Below are 22210 nucleotides of genomic sequence, written 5' to 3'. Positions count from 1 at the left end.
GTGTCCTTTTAGGACTCCAGATGAAAACGGGAAAGTGTCTGGTTAATTTATAATAAAAAAAACGCAAAAATCTCAAACACTGCGATATAGGTCGAAAAGATTTAGAGAAAAATCAGGCTGTTGGAAGGTGATGCGGTAAGGGTTTTCCATTACTGCCAGCACTTTTTCTTTCATATCTTCCGCATCGCCGGTTTTGTAAACAATGGTCCCGGCGGGCCTTTCAACACAGTCGCTTGCTACCGCCGGAATTCCGGAAGCCAGGGCTTCGCGAAGTGAAAGCGCGTCACCATCCGACCAGGTCGAACGCAGATACATCTTACAATGCGGCATGACCGACAAAACATCAAATGGTTTTCCAAAAAAAATCATGCGGATTCCGGTCTGCTCTTCGATGTCTGCCATTTTTTTAGCATAGATAGAGGCCATTGTACCATTCGGATCTATTAACATGATCATCCAATCCCGTAGTGATTTTTTTTGATGAATGGAAATTATCGTTTCGATAATCTGGTCAAAGCCGTACAAATCTTTTCCTTCAAAAAGTGTGGGCCTGTCAGGTTCATGAAAAGCCAGAGACAAAAGCACATTCGGATGATTCTGTATTTCCTTCTCGAACCATTCAGGAACCGGATGCTCCTGTAGTGAAGGAAGATAAGCCGGTATGACAATTGATTTTTTCTGAATAAATTCAGGTAATTCCGGTGCTTGTTGAACAAATATTATTTTATCCGCATACCTCATAATACGCAATGTGGATTGCTTTTTAAGATCTCTCAGGTTGTGCTGCGTATAAAAAAGTTTTTTGCCTAAAATTTTTACAATACGGCCAAGGGTTGCTTTTACCGGCTTGCTGATGTGAATATGGATGCAATGAGCTGTCAAAAACTCGAAAAAAATCCTGAACCAGTTTCCGCTTTCACCATGCATGCCATACCATCTTCTCTTTCGGATATCGAGTACCGAAATTTGAAGATCCTTTACATCTTTTGAAAGTAATAACAAACGTGAAAGGTGTGTAGAAACACCGCCCGGGGGAACCGGCATTGGACCGATCAGCAGAATTTTTTTACGGCCTTTGCTCATTCCTGTTGATTAACTTACTGATGAGTTCAAGATAATTTGATACTACTTTAGGAGCAGTGAATTCTTCAGATCGTCTCCTGATTTGTTGCGCATCTATCGGATGTTTTATGGCTTCCGATATTGCTGCTGCCAGACTAATGTGATCATGGACCGGTACAAGTGCTCCGTACTTACCGTCGCCGAGAATTTCGGATGAACCTCCAGGGCAATCCGTACTCACGACCTGACAGCCTGCTGCCATTGCTTCAACCAGTACAAACGGAAGACCTTCATATTCGGAGCTCAGCACGAAAACTGAGGCATAGTTCATCCATGACATTGGATTTGAAATGAACCCGGGCAAACTAACAAAATCTTTTATACCCAATTCAGCGGAAAGGGCAATTAAATTACCCCTCTCCCCACCTTCTCCGAGAATGATGAGTCGTGCATTATGAGCTTTATTCATCACCGCAAATGCTCGTAATAATGTCGGGAAATCTTTGCTTGGAACCAATCTGCCTGCTGACATTATTACACTGATAGTTTTATCATGAAGAAAAGGATGATCAGGAATCTGAAATTTTGTTACCGGAACTACTTTAGATAAAACCGGATTGTAAATAATATCAACTCTCCCCTTTAATTCAGGAAAACAATTCGTGAAATCCAATGCACTTGCAGTTGAAACCGCCGCAACCGCATCGGCCATGGGAAAATACTTTTTGATTAATAATCGAAATATGAAATTTTTCAATCCTTGTGCAGGGACATTTGCCGAAAATAAACTTTGCTCATTCAGTATCACAGGAATTTTCATCCTGTAGCGGTGTCTTGTCATCAGCACCATGAGCTGAACATGCGACTGAATAGCAATTATAACCTGAGGATTTTCTTTCCTGAGATAATTATAAAACGGCTTTCCAGCGTTTCTTGTTTTCCCCGCCTGTAAATCGACCACCCGAACTGCAGGGTCAAGACTGCTCATGAATTCCCCATCTGCATTTACCAGTACCAAATCGACACGAATTCCCCTTGAAGCAAATTCATTCGCAAGGTGAACAGCTGCTTTTTCAGCGCCACCCATACGGAGACTACCGATAACAATTGCAAGATGGGTGAGGTTATTCAATTCAGCTCCTCCCCTTCGATTCGGTTTTGTTCAAGATTAAAAAAATCCCAGAATCGGGAACCCAGCAACATGCCGAGACCAATGGAGAATGATTTATGATAAAATGAATGATAAAACAGAAAAATCATCGGAATCATTGCCATAAAAATATACAGACATGATTTTCTTCTGTCACCTGAAATATTACGGTCAAGTGCAGTCCAAAATAAATAAATCAGCAAGAGGAAGGAAATCAATCCAGGTAAGCCCCAATAAATCCACAATTGAAAAAAGGCATTGTGTGCCGCCATGGCAACATCGGTAGTAAAACGATTGGTAATTCCTGCAGCCACAGCCCATCCATGCCAATAATTTCCCGCCCCGATTCCTGTGAGCGCATATTGATCAATATTGTTAAGTACCGCAGTATAAACTTTTGTTCGGGAATCCGTTTCCTGTAATTCAGCAAATCGAAGAATTGATCCGAGTCGAACCCAAACCACATCAGGGACTGCTACAAAAAGAAAAATCAGGAGAATGATTGAAGGCAGAACCCAAGCTCGAAGATTAATTTTTGATTTGTAAACAAAAATCAAAATGGAAACAAAAAAGATAATGGCTCCGGTGCGTGAAGCCGGAAGAAAAACGCCAAGAATAGAAGGAACAGTGAGAATCGCAAGTACAGTTCTCTTCCACCGAACTTTTTCATAATACATCCAGATCAACCCAATCAATGCGCCAATGGACGAGAAATATGAGATATCATTCAGGTTACCACGAAGGAAGAAAGTTTCAAATGCCTGGATGCGTGCACGGGAAGCATCGTAAAATCCTTCCGCTGAAAAGCTACGTAACATAGGGACAGTTCCGAAAATAAGAATGAATGATTGAAATGCACTGGCAAGAATAAATGTAAACAAGGCGATATCGAATGCCGTTTTGTCCCGACACAGAACAGCGATACAAAATATCCCAAGCGTCATGTTCAGATAGCGGAAAATAAAATCATAGGAAGCAAAAGGATGCATTGTTTCCATGAAAATACAAATGACGGCAAAGACGATGGAAGCAATAAAATACTTGCTCGAGAATAAACGAAGAAGTGTTTTGAGTCGTGTAAGTCCGATGTATAAGAAGGTAAACCCAAAGATCATGAAGGGTGTACTCGCGGTACCAACGTAGGGCAGGTTGGCCTCAAAATAAATACTGAACACAAGCAAGAAAATCAAAATCCTGTCAAACAAAGAGGATCTGATTTCAAAACGAGGTTGTACGAGCGCCATTTCAATCACAAGGCGAATTTATGAATTCCACCCTGATTTGGCGTCATGAAAAACAGGAAACTATTGGAACAGGCTTAAGCAGGATCGATTGTCAGTATAATCTTCTGATGTTCATTCAGGGAAAAATTCAGACAACACTCGCTGAAATTTTCAGCTTCCTTTTAATAAAACGGTAACCTATGACATTCAGGATGATGAGTCCTGCTGAAGATGCTATAGAAGCTCCCAGAATACCAAAAGCAGGAATGAGAATAATGTTCATCAGGGATTGAAAAAAGAATGCCGCGATGTAAAAAACAAGAAACATCTTTTGATTGCCGGTCATAGTCAGTAATCCTCCTACCATTCCTGTTACAGCATTTGCCAATTGCCCAATGATGAGAATAACCAATGGCAGGTAGGCTGAAGAAAATGCGTCACCAAAAAATCCAAGCAACCATTTCCCGCTTGTCAGTAAAACCACTGCGATTGGAACTGTAATCAACAGAATTTGTCTGGACCCTTCATGCACAAGTTTTTGAAGACGAATCACCTGTCGTTTTTCCCACAAAGCAGCGATTTTCGGCATAAAGACATAATCTGTAACCGATAAACCCAGTGCAACGAGCGTGGAAATTTTCACCGCCGCACCATAGATTCCGGCTTTTGTATTTCCAAGGAAATAACTCACAAACAAGATATCACTCTGCTTGAGCAACATGTTTAAGAGCGTGCTGATAAAGATAATCGCTGAGACACTGGTCCACAAGCCTGTACGAGCAGTACTTTCCGCCGGTGGAACCAGCTGAGTAACTGTTCGCCCCGCTTTTTTATTAATATAGATGCAAACGACGACAGTACAAAGCAGATTAATCATCATTGCCGCATCTACAGTCAGTTTGTTGTGATCTGAATAATAATAAATACAACCAACACTGATAAAAACCGGGAGCAGGATATAAATCGGAAGCAGGGAAGTTTTTATTTGCTGCAATGCACGCAATACAGAACTGGCCTGGTAGATGAAAGCGAGAAAAGGAAGCAGCAATACCGCCCAAAATAATCCTTCAGAAAAGGCGATGTTGAATTTTTTTGCTTTCGCAAGCAGGAAAACAAATAAGGCAATACTACAGGCAATAGAAATAAATGTAATCAGTCGGTACGAAAAGCGAATGAAGCCATGGACATATCCGTATTCCTTTTTCGCAAGCGCGGATGGAATGAAACGCAGTGCACTTGTATCCATTCCAAACAAGCTAATGGCAAGGAGAATGTTGACGATGGTGATGATGACAGTATAGTCTCCATATGCTTTCGGGCCCATGAGTCGGGCCAGCAACACCTGGCTGAGATAAATCAATAACAGGCCAAGCACCCGAAACACAAAGGAGTGTGAAATGGACTTGAGCAATCCATCAGGATTTTTGTATTGAGAAAAGATATTCAAAACCTGTTCCATAGGGGTTTTACCGGAAACGTATTCGGTTTCGGTTGTGATGCTTACTTACTTGTCGCTCCGCAAAAATCGAGAATTATTTTATCACTTGCCATGGTGATTGAACGGAATTCTTTATGCGAAACAAGAAACACAATGATATCGGCTTCCATTACTGCCCTCAGCGTATCTGTTATTTCCAGTTCAGCATGTTTGCGGATATTGGGTTCAACAGCCATGACTTTAAATTTCTCTGCTTCGAGTTCATGATAAATTTCCAGTGCCGGTGATTCACGCAAATCATCAATATCCTGTTTGTAGGAAAGTCCCATGCAGGCAATCATCGGTGCACGGCCTTTATCCTTCTGGAATTTTTTTGCAGCCGTTTTTATTTTCTTCATCACCCACTCCCTTTTATAGTTGTTGATGAGACGCGCTTGTTTGATGATTTTTGCTTCTGTCGGAAACTCAGAAACAATGAACCAGGGATCCACAGCGATGCAATGACCGCCAACTCCGGGACCGGGTTTTAAAATGCGAACACGCGGGTGTTTACTGGCAAGATCAATCAGTTCATTGACATTGATATCCGCTTTGTCGCAAATCATTGACAACTCATTCGCGAAAGCAATGTTCACATCACGGTATGCATTCTCGACCAGTTTACACATCTCGGCGGTGCGTGAGTTGGTGCGGTGAAGATTTCCTCTCACGAACTTCGAATAAAAACGAACCGCAGATTCCGTGCTTGCTTCATCAATTCCACCGATGACACGATCATTTTGTTGCAATTCGTAGATGACACTTCCGGGTAATACGCGTTCCGGACAATAGGCAATCCAGATTTTATCTTTCAATTCAGGTCTTTCTTTGAAAATGATTTTCGCCATTTTCTCTGTCGTACCAACAGGACTGGTCGATTCGATGATAAACAGATTCCCTGTTTTCAAATGTGGCAAAACCATTCGTGTAGCCTTTTCAACAAATGACAAATCCGGTTGATGATTGCCTTTGAAGGGAGTTGGAACAGCGACAAGAAACACATCAGCAGGTTTCACCTGTGTGGAAGCAAGTAAATGTCCGCGCTGAACTCCATAATGCACCAATCCTTCGAGATCAGGTTCAACGATGTGAATTTTGCCCTTGTTGATTGTATCTACTACAGTTTTATTTACATCCACACCATTGACGGTGATTCCCTTACTGGCAATCAAAGCGGCGGTTGGCAGGCCTATGTATCCGAGGCCCATGATGGTTACATTCATAATAATTTTCTTTTCACCGGAGAACAATATCTTCTCAGAAGATGATTGCTTCTGGTTTTACTTTTTTATTTTCAAAATAATATCCGCGATTTGTTTGCAGGTTGTACCATCACCATATGGATTTACAGCCTTCGCCATTTTCTCATACGCGACTTTATCGGAAAGTAAAGTCACTAGTTCACGGATGATAACTTCTTTATCTGTTCCAACTAATTTCGCTGTACCTGCATCAACGCCTTCCTGTCGTTCTGTTACTTCACGCATCACCAATACAGGTTTGCCGAGTGAAGGTGCTTCTTCCTGAAGACCGCCGCTATCGGTGAGTACCACATAACATTTTTCCATGATCCAGATAAAATGCGGGTAATCGAGCGGTGTGATGAGGTGAACATTCTTCAATCCGCTGAGCAAACGGTTAACAGGCTCCTGTACATTCGGATTGAGATGAACAGGATAGACAAATTCAACATCCGGAAATTGTGAGGCGACGGTTTTGATCGCATGACAAATATTTTCGAATGGTTCACCAAAACTTTCGCGACGGTGACCTGTGATGAGTACAATTCGGTGATCCAGTTTTATGCCGGCAAATGCTTTCGCATATGCATTTTCATCCTTCTTTTTCACAAGATCAAGTCCGAGGAAAAGCGCGTCAATCACTGTATTGCCGACATTATAAACATGCTCTGAAATGTTTTCCCGTCTGAGGTTTTCTACCGATTGTTGTGTAGGTGGAAAATGATAATCGGCAAGATGTCCTGCGAGAATGCGATTGATTTCTTCAGGGAAAGGAGAGTATTTATTTCCACTTCGAAGTCCGGCTTCGATGTGAGCTACCTTGACTTTTTTGTAATACGCCGCGAGTGCACCAACAAAGGAAGTAGTAGTATCACCCTGAACGAAAACAATCTCCGGTTCAAAATCAGTAAGTACCTGCTCAAGCGCTTTCAAACCATTCGCCGTTACATCGAAAAGAGTCTGGTTGGGTTTCATGATGTTCAGATCGTAATCCGGAACGATATCAAAAAACTCCAATACCTGATCCAGCATCTGACGATGTTGTGCTGTCACACAAACTTTTACCTCCGCGTTTTTTCTGTTTTTAAATTCCCGCACCAGAGGAGCCAGTTTTATGGCTTCCGGTCGGGTTCCAAAAACAAAAAGTAACTTCAGGGAATTGCTCTGCATTCTTAAATTTTATGTTTCCGATAAACGGGAAAATCCTTCGATCAGGACAAAGTCCTCAATTTTCCCCGGCCTCAAATCGCTGATGAAATGAGGGGTTTATCACAAGATGTTGTACAGTTTATAAGAAAAGGGGTTGCGATTTCAGGCGATTTGCCTCATTTTTTTGAATTTCAGCACCAGATAAGGTAACTGAGTGAATAACAAAGCATTAGCCAGCATCAGGTAAAAAACCAGAGAAGGATCCTGTTTTCGAAAAACGTATGCGGCGGCAATGAAGAGCAAATTCACGGAATACAGCGTCAAAGTGACCAATGCGGGCTTCAATCCCAATTGAAGCAATTTGTGGTGAATGTGGTTTCGATCGGGAGAAAAAGGTGATCGTTTATGGATGATACGAATGGTGAAAACACGTAATGTATCGACCACCGGAATGATGAGAATGGCAAGTACCATTACAGGAGCGGATCGTGAATCAAACAACTCCGGTAGTTGAACGCTTCGGCTCACTTCAACAAAACGCAGCGAGAGAATCGCGAGAATAAATCCGAGTGTCATGGATCCGGTATCGCCCATGAAAATTTTCGCGGGATGAAAATTAAAAAAGAGAAAACCGAGCAATGCGCCACATAAAGAAAACGCTAATACCGCCATCAGAAGATCATTGTATTGATAAAACAACACACCAAATACTGCTGATGCGATGAATCCCAACCCTCCGGCCAGACCATCCACTCCATCGATCAGGTTGTAGGCATTGATGATGAACAGAATTACCAAAACAGAAACAAATACCAGCACCCACACGGGCAAAGCATGCAATCCAAATAAGCCGTGCATACCGAGCAAACGTATGTTGCAAAAAAGTACTACGAGTAAAGCGGCGACAGCCTGACCAAAAATTTTCGCCGATGGTCGCAAGGGCATGATATCATCCCGTAAACCAAGGAAAAAGAGAATGATCAGTGAGGCTACAATAAACAGATGTTGCTGCTCGAAGTAACCTGCTGCCCAGAATGTGAAGGAAAATATCGTCGCCGCGAAAATTGCCAGTCCGCCCAGCAATGGAATATTGCTTGGATGCAATTTTCGTTCATCCGGCTCGTCATATAGTTCCACCTTTTTTGCGACCCTGATAAGAGACGGGATCGAAGCCAGGGAAATCATGAATGCCGTGAAGGCGGAAAGGAAAAGCGGGTTCATCATTTTTTAGATGCAACAAATGTACGAATAAGCAAGGCTTTTTGGATGACTCTTTGGTTTCAGGATATGAACACATTTAATACACTTTTGAGGAGTCTGAATAGCACTGAAGTGACATTTCAAGGCCAACCCTTTTAAGTGCGGGTATTTATAGGATTAAAACAATTATTTATCACAAAGAACGCAAAGGATGCACAGAGCAAAGAAGTATGTCTTCATAATTTCACTTTGTGCGCTTTGTGAAAATCTTTGCGTTCTTTGTGATACAGGATTGTTTCATTGACATTAAAAACAAATTGACAGAAGTGTTTTGAGATTCAATTGAACAATTTATTTTTGAGAACAACAAAAGCTACAGCACCACTGAAGATTATTATGAATAGCTCAAAAACTTTTCCATCTCTTCTGGTGATTTTTTTATTCTGCTTCTTTGCTTCACCCGAACTTTTTGCCTCAAAATCCAAAGACCTTCTTGATAAAGGCTGGGACGAGCTTTTTAAAGACAATGACATTGACGCGCTTCGTTTGTTTGGAGAAGCGTACGAAGAGGCGAAAACTGAACAAGACACTGAAAACATTGCCCTCGCCTTGCTTGACATGGGGATTTGTACGTACAGTGTGAGTTATACGGATGGACTTGATTACGCACTCAGGGCCATGGAAGAATTTAAAAAATTCGAAAAAACCTTTCCGGCTAAGGCGCTGCAGGGGCGCAGTAAATGTCTGCAGCTGATCAGTACGATTAATTTACGGCAAGGGAAATACAGAGAAGCTGCTGCAATGAGTAAAGAAGCCTTACTTGGTTTTTCGGAAAATGAAGACACAACTACATATCTTGGAATTATTTACAATTCCCTTGGTGTTGCTTATTCAAAACTGAATCTTCCCGATTCATCAGAATATTTTCATCGCAAAGCTCTGGAAGAAAGAATCCTTACAAAAGATTACAGATACCTTCCGGTTTCCCTGATCCGTGTCGCGGATATCGAAGCGGCAAAAGGCAACAAAAGTGAAAGTAAATCCCTTTACGATCGAGCATTTTTCCTGTCTGACAGCACCGGCAATCGTCAGGAGGAAGTGATGGCATTATTGGCAATCGGCAAATGGAAAATGCATTTCGAAAAGAATTTTAACGAAGCAGAATCTGATTATCTGAAAGCCGAATCCATTGCGAAAGTACTGTCGGATCGTTCATTCTACCTCAATGCGATTGACCATTTGATTGAGCTGAAAAAAGTACAAGGCGATTTTTCAGGTGCACTGAAATTGAGTGAAGAAGAAGCTGTCATTCGCGACTCCATGAATTCCTGGGAGAAACAAAAGATTCAGAAAAGCCTGGAGATCCAGTTTGATGTAGCGGAAAAAGAACGTCAGCTGAAGCTTATTCAGAATGAAAATGACATTTCCAGACTTACAAATTATCTTCTTTGGGCTACCATCGCTTTCCTCCTGCTCTTTGCCGGTGGTATCATTTATTTTATCCGTAAAAATCACAAACGCGACAAATTGCTCTTGCAGACCAAAGTAGAACTCGTCAAAGCGCTTGAAGAACAAAAAGTACTGCGCGAACAATACATGCAAAATGAACTGGAATACAAGGAAGCTCAGTTATCGGCGCTGACGGTTCAGATGTTACAAAAAAACGAGCTCATGCAGGAACTTCGCGAAAAACTCGAAGCGGATCAGAGCATTTCGAAGGACAGTCCGCTTACCCGTTTGGTCAACAAAGGACAAAACCAGGAAAAAGAGTGGGCTGATTTCAACGTTCAGTTTGAAAGCATCAACAAGAACTTTTATGCGAGGATCCGGCAGGCTTATCCTGATATCAGTCCGAATGATCTGAAAATTTGTGCCCTCATCAAGCTCAATTTATCGATCAAAGAGATGGCCGGAATTCTGAATATTTCTCCGGACAGTGTCAAGACAGCTCGCTATCGTTTACGCAAAAAACTTCAGCTTAATTCGGAGGACAATCTGACCGAATTTATCCTGAAACTATGATTTCATTATAATTTCCCAATTTGTTTACCTGCTGTATACTGTTTTTTACGACCTTGTCTACCTCAAGTCTACCTGAAAAAATAGGTAATTGCCCCTGATGGATTTAGTTTTACAACTGTAATTCCAGACCAAACCAAATCCAAAAACCAAATCCTATGAAAAAGCTTCTACCCCTTCTTTTCTTCGCCTTGCTGTTCAGCAATAAGCAGGTTTCCGCCCAGATACCGAATGGTAATTTTGAAACCCTGAATTGGGATGGAACCTTAAGCAATTGGGGAAATGTCTATCTCATGTCAGTGAGCATTGATTCGCTTGGAAATACAATTATGGATTCGATTGTCTGGGATGGGCCCTACTATTCAAAGACAGCTGATGCCAACACTGGCAATTTCGCGATGGAAATGCGCAACGCTTACAATTACACAACAAATCATGGGATTGCAGGCAGTGTGAGTGCGGATACAGATTCCGTGTATACCGCCTGGGGTGCTCTGGAATTTGTAAGCATTCAGATTCAACCAACTGATTTTAGTTTTTATTACAAATACAATTCAGTTGCCGATGATTCCGGAATCGCAAGGCTCACTGTCTACGACTACATGATGAATCCGGTTGGAAATGCGGAAGTCGTCTTTTCAGGAATTTCTTCTGTGTATACTTATACTTCTGTTCCGATCACATTTACATCACCTGATCCTGTGGCGTATTATTCATTAAACTTCAGCACGAAGTTCAGTTTAGCCGATATGCCTACAGAACCTCATCTTGGAACATCATTGATTATTGATGATGTGCAATTGAGCAGCACTACCGGCATTGGATCAAACAATCTGTTGGAAAGTTCTTATTCCTTGTTTCCAAATCCATCAAAAGAAAATCTGAATATTTCTTCGAAGAATGCTGAAGAAATCAACTATTGCGTTTACAACATGCTTGGAAAGAAAATTCTGGAAGGAAAAATTCTTCCGGGAACTCAGTCCATTTCTACCGGGCAATTTTCAAATGGTGTTTATGCGATTGAATTTGTGAGCAGCAATCATTCCAATCGAATGAATTTTGTGGTGGCACATTGAAACCCTCAACTTGAAATAAAATAACTCGCTTCAAAATTTCTATTCATCTTTATTTTAATTTCATTCAAAGATGCTGGCAGAACATTTGTACAAAATGTTGCCAGCATCTTGCTTTAGATGAAAGCCCTTTTAGAAAATTACATTTTCCCATTTATCTGTTTTGGTCTTCTGAATATTCCTGCAAAATTACTTCACATCCTTCATTTCAAAGAAATATCCATCATTCCTAACCGATTTTAAATTCCACTTTTCTATTTAGAATCATTCTAATTTGAATTCACTGGCATATGATTTTATGATTTTCGTCAATTAATGAAAATATTTTTGTTAAATTAATTGCATATCTAAATTTTACATTCTTACCTTCGATAGAGGTATTTCGTTGATTATTTTTTCATATTAATTTTTCAATTATTTTTTGCTGTTTGTTTTTAATAGCATAAGGATTTCAATTATTCGTTCTTTTTTTATTCATATTATTTTCCTGGTCATTTTGGTGTTTTTTTAATTAATAAATCAAATCTCATGAAAACTCCCCTTTGCTTCAAGGCGATTTTTTTGTTCGCCTTATTTTGTTTTAGTAATAAAATTATTTCTGCTCAATCAAATCAATATCCTGTTTTGGCTATGTCTGTGCAGGTTACTGCCATTAGCTCTGACACTAGTCTGGGTGGTTTGCCGGCATTAACGGATACCACAGTGTTTTCTGCAAACATGTCAATCGATCTTTTTGATACCGTAGGAATCGATCAGATTGAAGTTAAACTCGGTTCAGTTTTGGGTGGCAGTGACTACTTATCCAAAAACTTCCTATTCGATGTTCCCGGATCATTTGGAGATGGAACATCCTTTTATAGGAATGATTTTAATGTCAGTATAGGACTTGGACATTATCCCGGACTGACCGATTATTTTGCGGAAATTCGGATAAAACGGCAAGATGGCTCCTTTACAGATTCAGTGCTTTTTAATCGCTAAAACCTTTCCTCACCATGAAAAATATTATTTCTACTTCAAGACGACTTTTAGTTTTATTAATCTTTGTTTTTGCAATTAATGTGCAAGCCTTTGCCGGTAATTTTACCTGGAATGGTACAACATCCACTGATTGGTCAACGAGTACAAACTGGACCCCGAATGGAGTACCTTCAAGCAATGACAGTGTCACCATTGTCACCGGCTCAAACAATGTACACCTTGCTTCCAACACCAGCATAAAGCTTATTTCAATCAATTCCGGAGTACTGGACTTGCAATCTTATTCACTTACTGTTAGTGGAAATGCAACTTTTACATCCGGACAAGTCAACAATGGTATACTTTCAATGTATGGAACTGCCACCATTACTTTTAAAGGAACTCAGTTCGGAGCAAAAGTTTATGCAACAGGAAACAGTATCCTCTTAAATGGTTCCACATTCAACGATTCATTGAGTGTGGTAAAAAAGGGAACAGCTACTGATAACGGAAAAGGTGGAAACACCTTTAATAGCGCGGTTTCAATTGTTGATAGCGCCAATGGAATACTTGTATTATCGGATTCCTTTCCGGACACATTCAATTCCCGACTCTGGCTGGCTAATCGCAGCACATCTAAAATTTATCTTGCACACCGCGGCTCAGGAAATACATTTAATGGAGATGTGTGTTTTCAAGGGAAAAATATCTGGTCCAACTATTACGGAACAGCTGCTTACAATGGCAATATAACTTTTGATACTCCGAATGGTGAAGTGTATTTTGGTTATTCAACCGGGAGCGCGGGTCTTGCTAATGGCAAGAATCTTTACATAGGAGCCGGAGGCTTTAGTGCCGGGTATCTGTATTTTCGGAATTTTGTGCAATCAGATTCAACTCTTAGTATTTCATTGACTCTTACAGGAACAGCTCGTTTGGCCTTTGAATCAGGCTCCAGCTTCAAAGCAACATTCAGCGCAAGTGCTCCATTACTTTATCTTGACGGGACACGATTTCTAGGAATCACTTCAATCACAACTACAGGCTCTTCCAATTCGACATCTCTTGGAGGGTCTTATTTTGCGAAGGCTACAACTATTTATCACAATCCTTCTTCCGCTTGCACCTTCACCACAGGAACAAGCGCTCCCGACACATTCGCCTCACCGGTTGTAATTAAAAACGGCATCGGCACCATGAGCATAAACAAGTCTCTTTTTCAGGACAGTGTAACGATGAAAAATCTGAATTCCACAACAGGTTCTGATCGCTTTTATGTAGCCAACTCCGGGGATGCAGTATTTGAGGGTAAATTGATCCTTGACAATGCTCTTGCAGGAATGAACTTCGGGAATTCCGGAGGAATAAGTACAGTTGTAGGCACAGGTTCACTATCCATATTATCCACATTTACCGGTATTTTAACATTAAAGAATTTTCAATATTCAAGTTCTGACAGTGTTTCAATTATAATGAACAATGCTTCGAGTAAACTAATATTGAATTCTGGTGTTTATTTTGAGCGGCCATTTTCTTTTTATGGCCGGAACATTCAATTAAATGGAGCAAGTTTTGACTCCTCTGTTACGATTACAAGGTATGGAACCACAGGCGATGTCTGTAGCGGCGGAAATACATTTGGCTGGAATACCATCATCAAAGATTCAAGTTCAACTGCACATAATTTTATTTTAGCAAATTCATTCGGAGACAAGTTTGACGGCAATGTGACCTTCATTCAAAAAGGCTCCGGAGTGAACATTTACCCTGCATACTCAGAATCGACATTCTTCTCCGGTGATGTTGTTGTAGAAAGTACAAGCGGTATGCAATTTGGTGCAAACGGGGGATTTTCAAAATTTAAAGCCGGATCCATACAAACAATTCAAAGGAATGGCTCCGGAACAATTCAGTTCAAAAAGCTCGAAGTAGACAAAAAAGGAAACTATGTTGAATTGGCAACTCCTATCACAGTTACCGATTCCTTAAATTTATTCAAATACTATCTGCATTCCGATTCGATCAATTTACTTACGCTAAGCGACAATATAAAAGTAACTGGGGGAAGTGATTCAAGTTATATTATGGGATTTGTCTCCAAGATCGGTAACGATTCATTTTTATTCCCACTCGGATCTCCTGAATTAACCCATCCCTATCATCCATTGGGAATTTCAGCACCTGCCAATACAACGGATGCTTTCCTGTCGGTTCTCATTCCTGCACAACAGAATTACGGGAATGAAATGGATTCTACAATTGAGAACATAAGTGCTTGTGATTATTGGAAATTGTACCGTACAAATGGTTCTTCAGCTGTAAAAGTTAATCTGAGTTGGAATGATGATGATTGTATTCTAACCAAACCTACTGAAATGCGTGTAGCCGGTTGGAATGGCACGCGGTGGAAGGATCTTGGCAATTCTCATTCTTCAGGAGATAGTATCATCGGTAATGTAACTTCTTTAAATACAATAACTCAATTCGGTGCATTCGCATTATCAAATAATGTTTGTGTGACATTTGAAACCTATCCTTCCACAAAAAATGTATCTTGTTATAACTATAAGAATGGTTATGCAAAGGTAATCGCACAAGGTGGAACACCACCATATTATTATTCCTGGTCCGATAGTCTGGGTTTTGCATATGAAATTTCCAACCTGGCTCCCGACACGTTTATAGTAAATACAACAGATGTGCATGGATGCTTGCTGACTGACACCGTCCATATTTATCAACCCGACTCCATTACTGTTACTTTTTCAACCACTTCTTCCGTTTGCAAAGACAGTACAGGAATTGCAATTGTAACACCCTCCGGTGGAACGCCTCCCTTACAATTACCTTTGGTCACTTTCAGGAAATGAAGATTCAACTGAAACCAATTTAAAGGCAGGAAACTATTTTGTTATTGTTGGCGATACCAATGGATGTTTTAAAACTTATGAGGCCATTGTTGCTGATACGAATGGACCTGTTAGTACAATCAGCGTGCTTTCACATGTTTCCTGCCATGGCTATCGTGATGGTAGTGCGCAAATTTCAATTAGCTCGGGAAAGGCTCCATTCCATTTTGAATGGCTAAATTCAAGTGATACAGATTCTGTCGCTGTGCGACTGCCTGCTGGTACACAGTCCGTTAAAATTACTGACAATGATGGTTGTTTAAGTCTTAAAAACCTTACAATTACTCAACCCACTGAATTAAGTGTTTCATTATCCATAACCCCTTCCGGTTGTGGCCAATCTAACGGAGAAGTCACTCCGACGGTAAGCGGAGGAATAAGCCCTTATGCTTATCGTTGGATTGTATCAGGATCTAATGAGGCAGAAAAGAAATCGGTCCCTCAGGGAATTGATACATTGATTGTAGAAGATTTGAACAAGTGCAGAGTAAAAACCACCGCCATTATTTCAAATTCAAATGGACCAACCGTTAGCTCAACAATCTTATCTGCGATTCCATGCTATGATGACACCAGTGGCTCCATTCTTGTCACTGCTACAGGAGGAACGTTGCCCTATTCCTACAATTGGTTTCCATCTGTCTCCACAACAGACACAGCGAATAATCTTTGGTCGGGAACTTATACTGTAATCGTGAAGGACTCAAACAATTGCTATGGAGTTTCGACTATTACACTTGATCAACCTGCTCCTCTTCAGGTAAACATCTATGCGACCAATGCTTCATCAGATAGTACAAATGATGGAAATGCAGGAAGTATTATCCTTGGTGGTACGCTACCATTTTCATACCAATGGATACCATCCGGTGATTCAACACCTATTGCTTTGAACTTGTATGCCGGAATTGATACTCTTATTGTGACCGATGCAAAGGGTTGCATTGATTCATCGTTTTTTGAAATAAGCTCTACAGGGTGTCAAAATTTTCACTGTGATCCTTATATCGATTTTTCAACAATTCAAACATGTAGTGGCGGGAACAACGGCAATTTTACAGTAATAAAAGATTTACATGCGGATTTTGGCGCCAATGGTGACCCTGAATCCGACCGATGTGCTTTTGAAGAGGCCATGAATTTCTTTAGAAATAATTTGAAACCAGATAGGTATAATGCAAATGGCCCTCCAAGACCAGGAAATGGCATTCTTACAATTCCTGCCGGAACATTTTACGTCGGATATCAATACACTCCGGATGTACCCTGCCAATGGTATTTAAAAGGTCATGATATAATGTGTATGGATGGTTGGCAAGACTTTACCATCAAAGGGGGAAATCTGGATTATGCAGGACAACAGCCTGTTACAAAAATAAAATACGTTGATTGTCTTAAATTCGGAGCATTTGATCCTATAACAGGAGATCGCTGGTTGAGTTCATATAACAATTGTGGATTGAGGACACATTTACCATTGTGGGATGAAACAGGAGCGTGCTGGCAGGGCAGACTGGTCAACTGTGTAGTAGGTGGCGCTGCATGGCATCGTGTTGCAGCTTATATAGGAGAATGCATTGCAATGGTGAATTGCAACAACATGAAAATTGAAAATCTTGAACTCGATGGAAACTCCGACAACATCATTTATGGTGGGCATTATACTGATGGGATTCAATTACCGCATGACGGAATATTCATTGATCATTCAATAGGTGTTATTATTAAAAATGTAAATGCGCATCATTTTGGGAGGGATGGATTAATGATAGCGGATAATGTATGCAACTTTAATCCACCTCCGATTGGCGATAATCTCAATATTCGTATCGGCAGGAGCAAATTTAACTGGAATGGTCGAAATGGTTTTTCACTGGTTGGTGGCCATGGGATAATTGTAAACAATTCAGAATTTAATCACAATGCCGTTGGTCGTCTTGCATCCATGCCCGGTGTAGGAGTGGATATTGAATGGGAAAACGGAAATTCGCAAATCAGAAGTACTAACTCCGGCACAGATCCTGCTATCGAATTTAATGGATGCAGATTTCATTTTAATAAAAACGCCGGGATCGAAAACGAAAGCGATCAAACCTATGAAGTTCTTGCTTACCCTTATCAGACAACTCAACCAAATCCTCCTTCAAGATTAGATTTATTTGAAAAAAGGTTCAATTTCAACTATTGTACATTCGTCGGTTCCGAAAATGGTTATGCCGCAATTCCAAATGGAAAAGCTTTCACGTTTACAACATGCCATTTTTATGGTCAGGTATTGAAGTCTTACTTTTCACCTATGATTATTGATTTAAATGGGGATGAACAGACAAAATTTATTAACTGCACTTTTAATGAAATATATAATGGGAAGAGTATGAACCATCAAACTGTGAATGAATGTTCTACACCTGTATGCGGGAACACACAAGGCTGTGTGGATGCCAGAGACCAGGGGCTTATTCATATTTCCTATGGAGCAAGAACTCTATTCGAAGGTTGCACTTTCAACAGCAATTATTCAATGCGCTGGGGTCTCTTTAGCGGGCATCATGATAGAGGACCTGGTCCTTGGCCAGATACTATGTACTCTTATGATAAGTTAGAATTAAGTGCTTGTTTTTTTAATAATGACGGTATGAATACTCAATTGTGTGGATCAACATCTTGTTATACATCGCTCGGAGAATTTATTAATACAAAAATAACCTTCGGTACACAATTTCGAATACTTAATGGAACTGTTAACACACCAACAAATTGCCCTCAGTATACTTATTACAGGATTGATTATCATCAACTAACTTGCGAACCAAACAACGCTGTGCCTCCTCTGGATCAAAATCATATTTTTATACCTGCTGTCTGTGTCCCAAAATACTTTGATTGTCGTGTAAATCCCGTTCAAATAGATATTGATTGCCAGGACTGTGATGTTAATTGCATCGCCTGCAACATCCTTGAATATGAAGAAACCTGTCCGAATCCGAATCCTTCTCAGAGAAATGCAAGTAAGTCTGACCAGAAACTCGGCGAGTTGAAAATTTCACCAAATCCATCTACTAACCTCATTCATGTGGAAGGGGCTGAAAATGAAAAATTAATTCAGATTTTAAATGTGTACGGTGCTTGTGTAAAACAGGAATTATATTTAAATTCACAACAGGACATTCACATTGAGAGCCTTGCCCCCGGAATTTATTTTATTCGAATCGAAAACAAGCTAATATCCAAATTTATTAAACTGGAATAGACAAATGAAAACAATACTACTTTCCTTTTTGTTTTGTTTTTTATGTAAAAGCACCTATTCTCAGGCTCCTGCTATCCAATGGAAGAAATGCTTTGGTGGAAGCAATGATGATATGGGGTTAAGCATATGCGAATCACCAACAGGAGGGTTTTATATTTCCGGACATACAGAATCGCATAATGGGGATGTACATCATAATAATGGTTATGGTAATCTGTGGCTATTCAGAATCGATAATAATGGTAATCTAATTTGGGAAAAATCCTATGGGGAAGTTTTGGATATGAAATTTCGAATAACATGCAAATTACTAAAGATGGTGGAATAATAATGATTGGTAAAGCAAGTTCTCAAGATGGTGATGTTATAGGAATGCATGGTTCATCTCCGGATATTTGGGTTGTAAAAACAGACAGTTCCGGCAATTTACTATGGCAAAAATGTCTGGGTGGCGGGAATGATGAAGTTGGAAATGAAATTAAAGAAACTAAGGATGGTGGCTATATTCTCATTGGCACCACAAGATCACTTACAGGCGATGGGGATCTTTCATTTGTACACCTGCCGCCGGATGCCTGGGCAGTTAAACTGGATAGCGTTGGAAATATATTGTGGGAAAAAACTCTGGGGGGATATGATGGAGATTATGGAGTTTCAGTGGTTGAAGGAGACACGAACGTGTTTTACTTCTCAATTTCCTCCGATTCAGATGATAGTATAATTACCGGGAATCATGGATTTCAGGACTTGTTAATTGCAAAACTTGATGCTTCTCATAATATTGTTTGGCAAAAATGCTTTGGAGGGTCATATAATGATTGGGGTGGCAGTATTTATTTCGATGCAAATAATAAAATAAAAATTGGAGCCAATACTGAATCTAATGATTTCGATATTTCAAATTTTAGTGGCGCCTCCGATATTTGGCTCTTTACAATTGATTCGACAAATCTGGAGTCTTCGATTTGCTTTGGAGGGTCTTCTTACGATACAGATCGTAAAACACACTTAATTTCCGGTAATGGGTCAATAATTGCGGGCACTTCCAGCTCTACAAATTTTCAAACAAATTGTCTGAACACTTTCAAAAGTGATTTTTTTATCATGACAACTGACAGTCTTGGAAATTTTATTTGGAGTAAATGTTTAGGTGGCTCTGAAGATGATATTGCTTATGATGCAATCGAAACAAGCGATGGCGGCTATATCGCGGTTGGATCGACAGAGTCTACAGATTATGATGTAGTAGGAAACCATGGCTTAAAAGACGTCTGGGTTGTAAAACTCTCCCCACCCGGCGTGAATGTTCCTGAACTGGAAGCGGGTGTTTCTGATTTTACTGCTTATGAAAATTCCGTAGGTTCCATTCAATTGGAATTTAATGCTGAGTTGGCATCTGAATTAAAGCTGTCTCTTTTTGATCTCATGGGTCGTTGTGTATTAAAAGAAAATTTTGATTGCATAGCGGGTATGAATACTCATCGTACTCCATCGTTTTCTCCTACACCGGGGATTTATGTGTTGACTTTGTCGGATGCAAGGGGGGCAATGGTGAAAAAGGTTTTTGTGAATGGAGGGAAGTGAGTTTTTTTTCGCGCAAAGAGCGCAGAGGTGAACCGCAGAGATCGCAAAGAATTTTTCCATTTTGAATTTGCGTCCTCGAAAGGGGGCGCAGATTTTTTTTAAAAATCAAAATAGTAATTCTCCAAAGAAGTTCGTAAGCCGAAGAAAACCAAAAGTGACTGATCATTACTCCGATCATTTTTAAAAGTACGCATCGCGGCACCGAGTTCGATATTGAAATTCGTTTTCGGATTCACGAGATAATCGATTCGGAATTCGACACTGTTCAGTGTACTGCTTAAGCCCTGGAACATCCTGTTTCCATACTCATTCTTTCGTGTATCGTAGGGTTTAAAAATATCGTTACCAAGATTCACAGAACCTGTATCTCTTCCCATTTTCGCATATTGAACTTTGATCTCAGCGAAAATATTTTTCCAACGGTAATTGATAAAGGAAACCGATTCAACAAAATCCGAACCCAATGGGTGCGCGAGAGCCTGATTGGAGTTGGAATAATTCTGTGAATTGCTACGATGTGCATAGGTAAATGGTCTCACGAAATTAAATTCCGTTTGAATGTTGAGTTGTTTCAAACCAAACAGGTTCCAGCTTTTGTAACCCAATTGAAACGCCTGCTTGTTTCCCCACCAGCCTTTGCCTGCACGTACTTCATCAAGCAGTAATTCATCCAGCATGAGTTGTGCGTAGAGTGTATTTCTTGAATTCAACTTCCAGCGAATGTTGGTTCCCAGTAACGCGTTATCGGGTGAGCCCACGGAATTTTCAACCGGACGAAGGAATATAATCGGATTCAGATAATGTAATTCGTATCCTCTGGATGCAGCCGGTTTCCACATCACCGCTTCGAAGATCCCCACAGTGAGAGAATTCTTTTTCCCGATATTGACATCGAGATAATGCATGGTAGCATACTTTTTGGTATAACCGATGTTCTCATCATAGCCACCACGCATATTTTGCAAAACCATGTAATACACCGAATATCTGAATTTCCAGAAGCTCATGTGTATACGCAGGAAAGGATAGCTATACGTATTATCCGAAAGCAGCAAAGAGCGATACCCGTCGCCGATAAAATTCTTGTCGTTTGCCAGGAGAAAATCAAAATGTTTACCTGCTCTATAACCCACCCCACCGGTCGCCTGGCTGAAATCAAATGATTCGTTCGCAAGAAATTTCACTTTTCCTTGTCCGGGTACAATAGTATCCTTTCGCACCAGACTGTCAACATAAGTAAGATATCTTGCCTGGTTTTCATGGAACCCGGAATAGAAATAAAACTTGTCCTGCATATTCCCCATCACCAAAACACCGCGCGTATTTACATACACATTACGATCATTTTTCTGATCACGTCCCAACTGCACATTGAAAACAGGATCAACAGATAATTTGATATCATCGGCATCGACGGCAAGAAAATGTTCTTTGCGGAGTTTTCTTCCTACCCATGTTTTGTAGAATTTGTAATCTTTCAGATCAGCGGCAAGAACAGTATCCAGGGATGCAATGCTATTCAATTCCGGTACAATCATGGGTTGAATGCTGGTATGAAGTCCGCTTGTATCCTTGTTGAGAATAGCGCCAATGCGGGTATTCATGTCGCGGTTGAGTGGAAATAGAAATTCCTGGGCAAAGAGATGATTTGCGAAAAGGAGCAAGAGGATGAAGAACCGTAAGGATATTTTCATAAAAAATTGCTTGCTGAAATTAATAGAGAAACTTCTGTGCGGGTTTGTTCAAATATACAAATCCTAATCTAAACATGGGAATTCTGAACGTTAGGATAATTATTTTTTTAGACACAGAGTATCACAGAGTACACACAGAGTAACATAGAGGAGATTCAACCCTTAATAATCTGTGTAACTCTGTGTGTACTCTGTGATACTCTGTGTTAAAATTGATAT

The 22210-nt window shown here is 40.3% G+C and carries 15 protein-coding genes; 7 read left to right on the top strand and 8 right to left on the bottom strand.

Features of this window, described 5'->3' with window-relative positions; all coding sequences use genetic code 11:
* Positions 1 to 72: 72 nt before the first annotated feature.
* The 7 genes from IPP86_08660 to IPP86_08630 form a co-directional block, all read right to left on the bottom strand.
* On the bottom strand, positions 73 to 1083 hold the full coding sequence (locus tag IPP86_08660; GenBank protein MBL0138585.1) for a glycosyltransferase: 1011 nt from the start codon (positions 1081 to 1083) through the stop codon (positions 73 to 75).
* A complete protein-coding gene (locus IPP86_08655; GenBank protein ID MBL0138584.1) occupies positions 1067 to 2194 on the bottom strand; it encodes a glycosyltransferase in 1128 nt (375 codons plus the stop codon). The genes IPP86_08660 and IPP86_08655 overlap by 17 nt, the downstream gene beginning before the upstream one ends.
* A complete protein-coding gene (locus tag IPP86_08650; GenBank protein ID MBL0138583.1) occupies positions 2191 to 3456 on the bottom strand; it encodes an O-antigen ligase family protein in 1266 nt (421 codons plus the stop codon). The genes IPP86_08655 and IPP86_08650 overlap by 4 nt, the downstream gene beginning before the upstream one ends.
* A gap of 127 nt (positions 3457 to 3583) precedes the next feature.
* Complete coding sequence (locus IPP86_08645) at positions 3584 to 4894, bottom strand: polysaccharide biosynthesis C-terminal domain-containing protein (GenBank protein ID MBL0138582.1); 1311 nt, start codon at positions 4892 to 4894, stop codon at positions 3584 to 3586.
* A 41-nt stretch (positions 4895 to 4935) separates the two neighbouring features.
* Positions 4936 to 6135, bottom strand: a complete 1200-nt coding sequence (wecC, locus tag IPP86_08640) for a UDP-N-acetyl-D-mannosamine dehydrogenase (GenBank protein MBL0138581.1) — start codon at positions 6133 to 6135, stop codon at positions 4936 to 4938.
* A gap of 57 nt (positions 6136 to 6192) precedes the next feature.
* Positions 6193 to 7323: a UDP-N-acetylglucosamine 2-epimerase (non-hydrolyzing) gene (gene wecB / locus IPP86_08635; protein ID MBL0138580.1), complete on the bottom strand. Its 1131-nt coding sequence runs from the start codon at positions 7321 to 7323 to the stop codon at positions 6193 to 6195.
* A 141-nt stretch (positions 7324 to 7464) separates the two neighbouring features.
* Entirely contained in the window at positions 7465 to 8526 is a 1062-nt protein-coding gene (locus tag IPP86_08630; protein ID MBL0138579.1) for an undecaprenyl/decaprenyl-phosphate alpha-N-acetylglucosaminyl 1-phosphate transferase, read from the bottom strand.
* Between the two features lie 372 nt (positions 8527 to 8898).
* On the opposite strand from IPP86_08630, the gene IPP86_08625 reads away from it, so the two are divergent.
* From IPP86_08625 to IPP86_08595, 7 genes are all read left to right on the top strand, one after another.
* Positions 8899 to 10524 (top strand): hypothetical protein, encoded by a 1626-nt coding sequence (locus IPP86_08625; protein MBL0138578.1) that lies wholly within the window; start codon positions 8899 to 8901, stop codon positions 10522 to 10524.
* Positions 10525 to 10679: 155 nt separating this feature from the next.
* Positions 10680 to 11597 carry a T9SS type A sorting domain-containing protein gene (locus IPP86_08620; protein MBL0138577.1) on the top strand — a complete coding sequence of 306 codons (918 nt, stop codon included), beginning with the start codon at positions 10680 to 10682 and terminating at the stop codon, positions 11595 to 11597.
* Positions 11598 to 12122: 525 nt separating this feature from the next.
* Positions 12123 to 12575, top strand: coding sequence for a hypothetical protein (locus IPP86_08615; protein ID MBL0138576.1), 453 nt, complete (start codon positions 12123 to 12125; stop codon positions 12573 to 12575).
* Positions 12576 to 12589: 14 nt separating this feature from the next.
* Positions 12590 to 15424: a hypothetical protein gene (locus tag IPP86_08610; protein MBL0138575.1), complete on the top strand. Its 2835-nt coding sequence runs from the start codon at positions 12590 to 12592 to the stop codon at positions 15422 to 15424.
* Positions 15378 to 18713, top strand: a complete 3336-nt coding sequence (locus IPP86_08605; protein ID MBL0138574.1) for a T9SS type A sorting domain-containing protein — start codon at positions 15378 to 15380, stop codon at positions 18711 to 18713. The genes IPP86_08610 and IPP86_08605 overlap by 47 nt, the downstream gene beginning before the upstream one ends.
* A 4-nt stretch (positions 18714 to 18717) precedes the next feature.
* Positions 18718 to 19041, top strand: coding sequence for a hypothetical protein (locus tag IPP86_08600; GenBank protein ID MBL0138573.1), 324 nt, complete (start codon positions 18718 to 18720; stop codon positions 19039 to 19041).
* Positions 19014 to 20297 (top strand): T9SS type A sorting domain-containing protein, encoded by a 1284-nt coding sequence (locus tag IPP86_08595; protein ID MBL0138572.1) that lies wholly within the window; start codon positions 19014 to 19016, stop codon positions 20295 to 20297. Before IPP86_08600 ends, IPP86_08595 begins: the two co-directional genes overlap by 28 nt.
* Before the next feature lie 98 nt (positions 20298 to 20395).
* Here IPP86_08595 and IPP86_08590 read toward each other — a convergent pair whose 3' ends face one another.
* On the bottom strand, positions 20396 to 21991 hold the full coding sequence (locus IPP86_08590; GenBank protein ID MBL0138571.1) for a hypothetical protein: 1596 nt from the start codon (positions 21989 to 21991) through the stop codon (positions 20396 to 20398).
* Positions 21992 to 22210 lie beyond the last annotated feature (219 nt).

Source organism: Bacteroidota bacterium (assembly GCA_016720935.1).
Classification (GTDB): Bacteria; Bacteroidota; Bacteroidia; order AKYH767-A; family 2013-40CM-41-45; genus JADKJP01.
Note: the sequence above shows the minus strand (reverse complement) of the source record. Positions and strands in the feature narration are given on the sequence as shown.

What these genes read in the sequence shown, in the direction of transcription:
- IPP86_08660 (MBL0138585.1), bottom strand. Translation starts at nt 1,083, where the DNA reads ATGAGCAAAGGCCGTAAAAAAATTCTGCTGATCGGTCCAATGCCGGTT.
- IPP86_08650 (MBL0138583.1), bottom strand. Translation starts at nt 3,456, where the DNA reads ATGGCGCTCGTACAACCTCGTTTTGAAATCAGATCCTCTTTGTTTGAC.
- IPP86_08645 (MBL0138582.1), bottom strand. Translation starts at nt 4,894, where the DNA reads ATGGAACAGGTTTTGAATATCTTTTCTCAATACAAAAATCCTGATGGA.
- wecC (MBL0138581.1), bottom strand. Translation starts at nt 6,135, where the DNA reads ATGAATGTAACCATCATGGGCCTCGGATACATAGGCCTGCCAACCGCC.
- wecB (MBL0138580.1), bottom strand. Translation starts at nt 7,323, where the DNA reads ATGCAGAGCAATTCCCTGAAGTTACTTTTTGTTTTTGGAACCCGACCG.
- IPP86_08630 (MBL0138579.1), bottom strand. Translation starts at nt 8,526, where the DNA reads ATGATGAACCCGCTTTTCCTTTCCGCCTTCACGGCATTCATGATTTCC.
- IPP86_08625 (MBL0138578.1), top strand. Translation starts at nt 8,899, where the DNA reads ATGAATAGCTCAAAAACTTTTCCATCTCTTCTGGTGATTTTTTTATTC.
- IPP86_08620 (MBL0138577.1), top strand. Translation starts at nt 10,680, where the DNA reads ATGAAAAAGCTTCTACCCCTTCTTTTCTTCGCCTTGCTGTTCAGCAAT.
- IPP86_08615 (MBL0138576.1), top strand. Translation starts at nt 12,123, where the DNA reads ATGAAAACTCCCCTTTGCTTCAAGGCGATTTTTTTGTTCGCCTTATTT.
- IPP86_08610 (MBL0138575.1), top strand. Translation starts at nt 12,590, where the DNA reads ATGAAAAATATTATTTCTACTTCAAGACGACTTTTAGTTTTATTAATC.
- IPP86_08600 (MBL0138573.1), top strand. Translation starts at nt 18,718, where the DNA reads ATGAAAACAATACTACTTTCCTTTTTGTTTTGTTTTTTATGTAAAAGC.
- IPP86_08595 (MBL0138572.1), top strand. Translation starts at nt 19,014, where the DNA reads ATGCAAATTACTAAAGATGGTGGAATAATAATGATTGGTAAAGCAAGT.
- IPP86_08590 (MBL0138571.1), bottom strand. Translation starts at nt 21,991, where the DNA reads ATGAAAATATCCTTACGGTTCTTCATCCTCTTGCTCCTTTTCGCAAAT.